The following is a 6,464-nucleotide window of genomic DNA, read 5'->3' as shown; positions in this document are numbered from 1 at the left end:
TGCCCGGCCCGGGATCAGGGGATATGGCCCTTGGCCTGGGCCGGAGCGGTATGGAGCGGGCGACGAGAATCGAACTCGCGTAATCAGTTTGGAAGACTGAGGCTCTACCATTGAGCTACGCCCGCATGCACCTCGATCACCCGAGGTACGGCCACAGCATAGCGGGTCCGGCAACCCGGTTCCCAGTGCGTTCCCGGCCCCGGCCCGCCCGGAGACGGATACCAGGCGGCGCGCCCGACCGCCGACGTCATACACTTCTCTCCGCCACGGGGTGTGGCGCAGCTTGGTAGCGCACTCGCTTTGGGAGCGAGGGGCCGTGGGTTCAAATCCCGCCACCCCGACTGTGATCCACCAGCGGTGTCGGGTGCCCGCCGGGCCGGCCGATCGGCTCGCCTACACTCGATGGGCTGAATCACGCCCAGACCAAGACTGAGATCCGTCAAGGAGTACGCCTGTGAAGAGCACCGTCGAGACTCTGAGCCCGACGCGCGTCCGGCTCGCCATCGAGGTGCCGTTCGTCGAGCTCGAGCCGAGCCTCAGGAAGGCGTACCGGGAGATCGGCCAGCAGGTCAACATCCCGGGCTTCCGCCGGGGCAAGGTGCCGTCCGCCGTCATCGACCAGCGGGTGGGCCGCGGCACGGTGCTCAACGAGGCCGTCCAGGAGGCGATCCCGGAGAACATCCTCGCGGCCGTGCGCGAGCACGACGTCAAGACGCTCGGCCGCCCCGAGGTGGAGATCACCGAGTTCACCGACGGCGAGCCGCTGAAGTTCACCGCCGAGGTCGACGTCCGGCCCGAGATCGCCATTCCCGACCTGGCCGGCATCGAGGTCACCGTCGACGAACTCCAGGTCGGCGAGAACGAGATCGACGAGCAGCTCAACGGGCTGCGGGAGCGGTTCGCGACGCTGAAGACGGTCGAGCGGGCGGCCGCCGACGGCGACTACGTCCAGATCGACCTCGCGGCGACCGTCGACGGTGTCGAGGTGCCCGGCGGTTCCGCCAGCAACATCTCCCACGAGGTGGGTAGCAAGCAGCTCCTGCCCGGCCTGGACGAGGTGCTGGTCGGCATGTCGGCCGGTGACGAGGCGACCTTCGTCACCCAGCTCGTCGGTGGCGACTTCGCCGGCCGTGACGCCGACGTGGCGGTGACCGTCCGCACGGTCAAGGAGAAGCAGCTTCCGCCGCTCGACGACGAGTTCGCCCAGCTCGCCAGCGAGTTCGACACGCTGGAGGAGCTGCGCGGCGACCTGAGCGAGCGGGTCACCCGGGTCAAGAAGGTCGAGCAGATCTACGCCGCGCGGGACAAGGCGCTGGAGCAGATCGTGGCCGCCGCCGACGTGCCGGCGCCGGAGGGCGTGGTCCGCGACGAGGTCGAGCACCGCAAGCAGGCCATGATCGACCAACTCGAGCGGATCGGTGCCTCGATGGAGGACTACCTCACGTCGGAGGAGAAGACCGAGGAGCAGGTCGACGAGGAGCTCAACGCCGCCGCGACCGAGGGCGTCAAGATCCAGCTCCTGCTCGACACGCTCGCCGACGCCGAGGACGTGCAGGTCAGCGACGACGAGTTCGGCCACGAGATCGTGCACCGCGCGCAGCGGGCCGGCGTCGCCCCCCAGCAGTACTACGACCAGCTCGTCCGGTCCGGCACGGCCGGCGCCGTCTTCGGCGACGTACGGCGGGGCAAGGCGCTGACCGCCGTCCTGGAGCGGGTGAAGATCACCGACACCGCGGGCAACGCGCTGAGCATCGACGAGCTGCGGGCTGCCAGCGAGCACAACCACGACCACTGAGTCGTTCGACGGGCGGCCGTCGCACGTCCTCGGACGTACGGCGGCCGAATCCCTTTCTGCGGGCCGGCTCCGGCCCACTGCGCTGAGAGCGAACACTGTGCGCGGAAGGAAGCTGCGACCCCCGGCAGCGGTTAGTGTCGGGCGTAAGACGCACGGAGAGCGAAGGGCTGCCATGACCGAACTGCACATCCCAGCGGTGCCGTCGCGGGCGATCGTCGCCCGTGGTGGGGACTCCCTCAGTGGCAACCTCGACGACACGGTTTACAACCGGTTGCTCAAGGAACGGATCATCTTCCTGGGCAGCGAGGTGACCGACCAGGTCGCCAACCGGATCTGCGCGCAGCTGCTCCTGCTCGCCGCCGAAGACCCGGAGAGCGACATCAACCTCTACATCAACTCGCCCGGCGGCTCGGTCTACTCCGGCATGGCGATCTACGACACCATGCAGTACGTCACGAACGACGTGGCGACCATCGCGATGGGCATGGCGGCGTCGATGGGGCAGCTGCTGCTCTGCGCCGGCACCAAGGGCAAGCGCTACGCCCTGCCGCACGCGCGGATCATGATGCACCAGCCGTCCGGCGGCATGGGGGGCACCGCGTCCGACATCGCCATCCAGGCCGAGCAGATGCTGTACACGAAGCGGATGTTCCAGGAGCGGGTCGCCCACCACACCGGTCAGGACCCGGCCCAGATCGAGGCCGACTCCGACCGTGACCGCTGGTTCACGGCCGCCGAGGCACGCGACTACGGCTTCATCGACCAAGTGATCACCGGAGCGACGCAGGTCCCGACCGGCGCCGGCACCCGCAACTGAGGAAGGCGACCATGAGCGACCTGACCCTGCCGCCGCAGCTCGCCGCGGTGCACAACCGCTACGTCCTCCCGTCCTTCGTCGAGAAGACCTCGTACGGGATCAAGGAGTCCAACCCGTACAACAAGCTGTTCGAGGACCGGATCATCTTCCTCGGGGTCCAGGTGGACGACGCGTCGGCCAACGACGTGATGGCGCAGTTGCTGACCCTCGAGGGCACCGACCCCGACCGCGACATCACCATGTACATCAACTCGCCCGGTGGCTCGTTCACCGCCATGACGGCGATCTACGACACCATGCAGTACGTCCGTCCGGACATCCTCACCGTGTGCCTCGGGCAGGCGGCCAGCGCGGCGGCGGTGCTGCTCGCGGCCGGCACCCCGGGCAAGCGGATGGCGCTGCCCCACTCGCGGATCATCATCCACCAGCCGGCCACCGAGGGCGGCTACGGTCAGGGCTCGGACATCGAGATCCAGGCCCGGGAGATCCTGCGGATGCGTACCCAGCTCGAGGAGATGCTGTCGCGGCACTGCGACCGGCCGCTCGACCAGGTCCGCAAGGACATCGACCGTGACAAGATCATGACGGCTGAGGAGGCGCGCGAGTACGGCCTCGTCGACACCATCCTCACCAGCCGCAAGAAGGGCCTGCTCGCCGCCAACGCGGCGGGCTGATCCGACCCGGGTCAGGGGCCGGCCGGCCCGCGAAAGCCGGCCGGCCCCTGACACACCCGTTTCGGGGGTCGGAGAAATCCCCGGCAGCGGGTAACGTCGAGACTGCACCGTTCGGCCGGCCCGACCGGCGGAACGATCGGGAAGCGCGGCAACACCACGGCGGCAAGCCGGGGCAACAACGCGAACCACAGACCGACGTGATCGACAGACCGGCATGAACGACCAGGGCTGATGACTGCGATCGACAGCGATCGTGGATGATCGAGCCGGACGTGCAGGACCGGGACGACGACGATCGGAGCGACGGGGCACCCCGTCCTCAGGCCAGGGCCGGTGAGCGAACCGGCCGATGAGCGCAGGGAGAACGTAGGTGGCACGGATCGGTGACGGTGGCGACCTACTCAAGTGCTCCTTCTGCGGTAAGTCGCAGAAGCAGGTCAAGAAGCTCATCGCGGGCCCAGGGGTCTACATCTGCGACGAGTGCATCGACCTCTGTAACGAGATCATCGAAGAGGAGTTGGCCGAGACCGGCGAGGTGAAGTGGGAAGAGCTTCCCAAGCCGATGGAGATCTGCCAGTTCCTCGACTCGTACGTGGTCGGCCAGGACCAGGCGAAGAAGGCACTCGCGGTCGCGGTCTACAACCACTACAAGCGCATCCAGGCGGAGGCCGCCGGGGCGCCGGGGTCGGGCAACGACGCCGTCGAGGTGGCGAAGTCCAACATCATGCTGATCGGCCCGACCGGCTGCGGCAAGACACACCTGGCCCAGACGCTGGCCCGGATGCTCAACGTCCCGTTCGCCATAGCCGACGCGACGGCCCTCACCGAGGCCGGCTACGTCGGTGAGGACGTCGAGAACATCCTGCTCAAGCTGATCCAGGCGGCCGACTACGACATCAAGCGGGCCGAGACGGGCATCATCTACATCGACGAGGTCGACAAGATCGCCCGCAAGTCGGAGAACCCGTCGATCACCCGCGACGTGTCCGGCGAGGGCGTCCAGCAGGCACTGCTGAAGATCCTGGAGGGCACGGTCGCCAACGTGCCGCCACAGGGCGGGCGCAAGCACCCCCACCAGGAGTTCATCCAGATCGACACCACCAACGTGCTCTTCATCGTCGGTGGTGCGTTCGCCGGCCTCGACCGGATCATCGAGTCCCGCACCGGCCAGGGTGGCACCGGCTTCGGCGCCCGCCTGCGGGCCGTCTCGGAGCGGTCGACCGACGACATCTTCAGCCAGGTGATGCCCGAGGACATGCTGAAGTTCGGCCTGATCCCGGAATTCATCGGCCGGCTTCCCGTGATCACCAACGTCCGCAGTCTCGACCGCGAAGCGCTGGTCCGCATCCTCACCGAGCCGCGCAACGCACTCGTGCGGCAGTACCAGCGCCTGTTCGAGCTCGACGGGGTCGAACTGGAGTTCGACGCGCCCGCCCTCGAAGCGATCGCCGACCAGGCGATGCTGCGGGGCACCGGGGCCCGCGGCCTCCGCGCGATCATGGAGGAGGTGCTGCTCTCGGTGATGTACGAGGTGCCCAGCAACCCCGACGCCGCGCGTGTGGTCATCACCCGTGAGGTGGTGCTGGAAAACGTCAACCCGACCATCGTGCCGCGTGAGTTCACCGGCCGGCGGGGTCGTCGCGACCAGCGTGAGGAAAAGTCGGCCTGAGTCGTCGCCTCTGGCCGGCTCGTCACCCGGCCCGTAGGCTGCCAGCATGCGTGTCGCCGTGTGCCAGCTCAACGCCCGTGACGAGCCGCAGGAGAACCTGAAGACCGCCCACGACCTGCTGCGCCGGGCTGCCGCGGCCGGTGCCGACCTCGCCGTGCTTCCCGAGTACGTCGACTACCTCGGCCCCTCGGCGAAGCAGCCCGAACCGCAGCCCGTCGACGGGGAGTTCGGCGCCTTCTTCGCCGACGCGGCCCGGGAACTCGGGATGTGGGTGCTGGCCGGATCCTTCCACGAGGCCGGCCCGGACCCGGAGCACACGTACAACACGTCGCTGGTCTTCGACCGGGCCGGCAGCCTCGCCGGCACCTACCGGAAGATCCACCTGTACGACGTCGAGATCCCCGGGCGGGTCTCCTACCTGGAGTCGGCCGGGGTGGCGCCGGGCACCGAACCCGTCGTGGTCGACGTCGAGGGCGTCCCGGTGGGCCTGTCCATCTGCTACGACCTGAGGTTCCCCGAGCTCTACCGCCGGCTGGCGGTCGCCGGCGCCGAGATCCTGGTGGTGCCCGCGGCGTTCATGCTGCACACCGGGCGCGACCACTGGGAGATCCTGCTGCGGGCCCGGGCGATCGAGAACCAGTGCTTCGTGGTCGCCGCCGGCCAGATCGGTGACCACGACCCCGGCCGTACGTGTTTCGGCCGCAGCATGGTCGTCGACCCGTGGGGGACGGTGCTCGGCCAGGCGCCGGACGTCGTCGGGGTGACGGTGGTCGACCTCGACCTCGAGCGGCTGCACCGGATCCGGCAAGAGCTGCCCAGCCTGGCGAACCGCCGCCTCTGATCCGCCGTCCTGATCCGCTGTCCGGCGGGCCGGGTGGCCTGCCCCCGGTCCGGGGGAGCGGTCAGCCCTGCAGGAGGACGCCGAGCACGGCCAGCCCGACGATGGCGCCGCCGGTGACGAGCAGTGCGGTCGTCATCCTGGACTGGCCACGGCTGGCCAGCCGCCGTACGGAGACGACGACGGCGAGGAGCACGAAGATCCCGATGAGGATCTGCCAGAAGGGCAGCAGCAGCCCCAGCAGTGCGTCTTCGGCGAGAACGACCGGCGTGTCGGGCATGGCTGCCACTGTGGCACGCAGCGGCGCCGAACGGCAGTCGCGGCCGTCAGGATGGCATCGCGGCGCCGCCGAGCGACGTAGCGATGAACGCTGATTTGTGTTCTGTGGGCGGGGCGCGTAACTTTCTCTCTGCAAGCGGGACACCGGACAAAACGGGCCGGGACAGCGGGCAGCCAGGCCGAGGCGAGAGATCGCCGAACCGGACTGGTCCGGGCAGGGCAATCAGAATCGGGATACCGATGACGGGTTGCGCACCTGACCGGGACAAAGCTGGATGATGCGGTGTTGATCGGAAATATCGGGTTGACACGGTAGAAACTAGCGGGTAACGTAGTAAAAGTGCCTGGCGCTGAGCGCGGGGTGCGGATGAGTGTGAAGCCCCGGGTTCGGG

General features: G+C 68.5%; 6 protein-coding genes and 2 tRNA genes. 6 read left to right on the top strand and 2 right to left on the bottom strand.

Going from position 1 to position 6,464, the window contains the following annotated elements; translation table 11 throughout:
• Positions 1-51 precede the first annotated feature (51 nt).
• Positions 52-125, bottom strand: a tRNA-Gly gene (locus tag AB0I42_RS37075).
• 142 nt (positions 126-267) lie between these two features.
• Here AB0I42_RS37075 and AB0I42_RS37070 point away from each other — a divergent pair.
• The 6 genes from AB0I42_RS37070 (at position 268) to AB0I42_RS37045 (ending at position 5,796) form a co-directional block, all read left to right on the top strand.
• Positions 268-341: transfer RNA gene (locus AB0I42_RS37070), tRNA-Pro, on the top strand.
• 113 nt (positions 342-454) lie between these two features.
• Entirely contained in the window at positions 455-1,795 is a 1,341-nt protein-coding gene (gene tig / locus AB0I42_RS37065) for a trigger factor (protein WP_357544452.1), read from the top strand.
• A gap of 172 nt (positions 1,796-1,967) precedes the next feature.
• Entirely contained in the window at positions 1,968-2,612 is a 645-nt protein-coding gene (locus AB0I42_RS37060) for an ATP-dependent Clp protease proteolytic subunit (protein ID WP_212821860.1), read from the top strand.
• Between the two features lie 11 nt (positions 2,613-2,623).
• Positions 2,624-3,286, top strand: a complete 663-nt coding sequence (locus AB0I42_RS37055; protein WP_357544451.1) for an ATP-dependent Clp protease proteolytic subunit — start codon at positions 2,624-2,626, stop codon at positions 3,284-3,286.
• A gap of 370 nt (positions 3,287-3,656) precedes the next feature.
• Complete coding sequence (clpX, locus tag AB0I42_RS37050) at positions 3,657-4,955, top strand: ATP-dependent Clp protease ATP-binding subunit ClpX (protein WP_357544450.1); 1,299 nt, start codon at positions 3,657-3,659, stop codon at positions 4,953-4,955.
• 46 nt (positions 4,956-5,001) lie between these two features.
• Positions 5,002-5,796, top strand: a complete 795-nt coding sequence (locus tag AB0I42_RS37045; RefSeq protein ID WP_357544449.1) for a carbon-nitrogen hydrolase family protein — start codon at positions 5,002-5,004, stop codon at positions 5,794-5,796.
• A gap of 61 nt (positions 5,797-5,857) precedes the next feature.
• Here the strand turns inward: AB0I42_RS37045 and AB0I42_RS37040 are convergent, their stop codons facing one another.
• On the bottom strand, positions 5,858-6,082 hold the full coding sequence (locus AB0I42_RS37040) for a hypothetical protein (RefSeq protein ID WP_357544448.1): 225 nt from the start codon (positions 6,080-6,082) through the stop codon (positions 5,858-5,860).
• Positions 6,083-6,464: the final 382 nt, after the last annotated feature.

The organism is Polymorphospora sp. NPDC050346 (assembly GCF_040655695.1).
GTDB lineage: Bacteria > Actinomycetota > Actinomycetes > Mycobacteriales > Micromonosporaceae > Polymorphospora > Polymorphospora lycopeni.
Note: the sequence above shows the minus strand (reverse complement) of the source record. Positions and strands in the feature narration are given on the sequence as shown.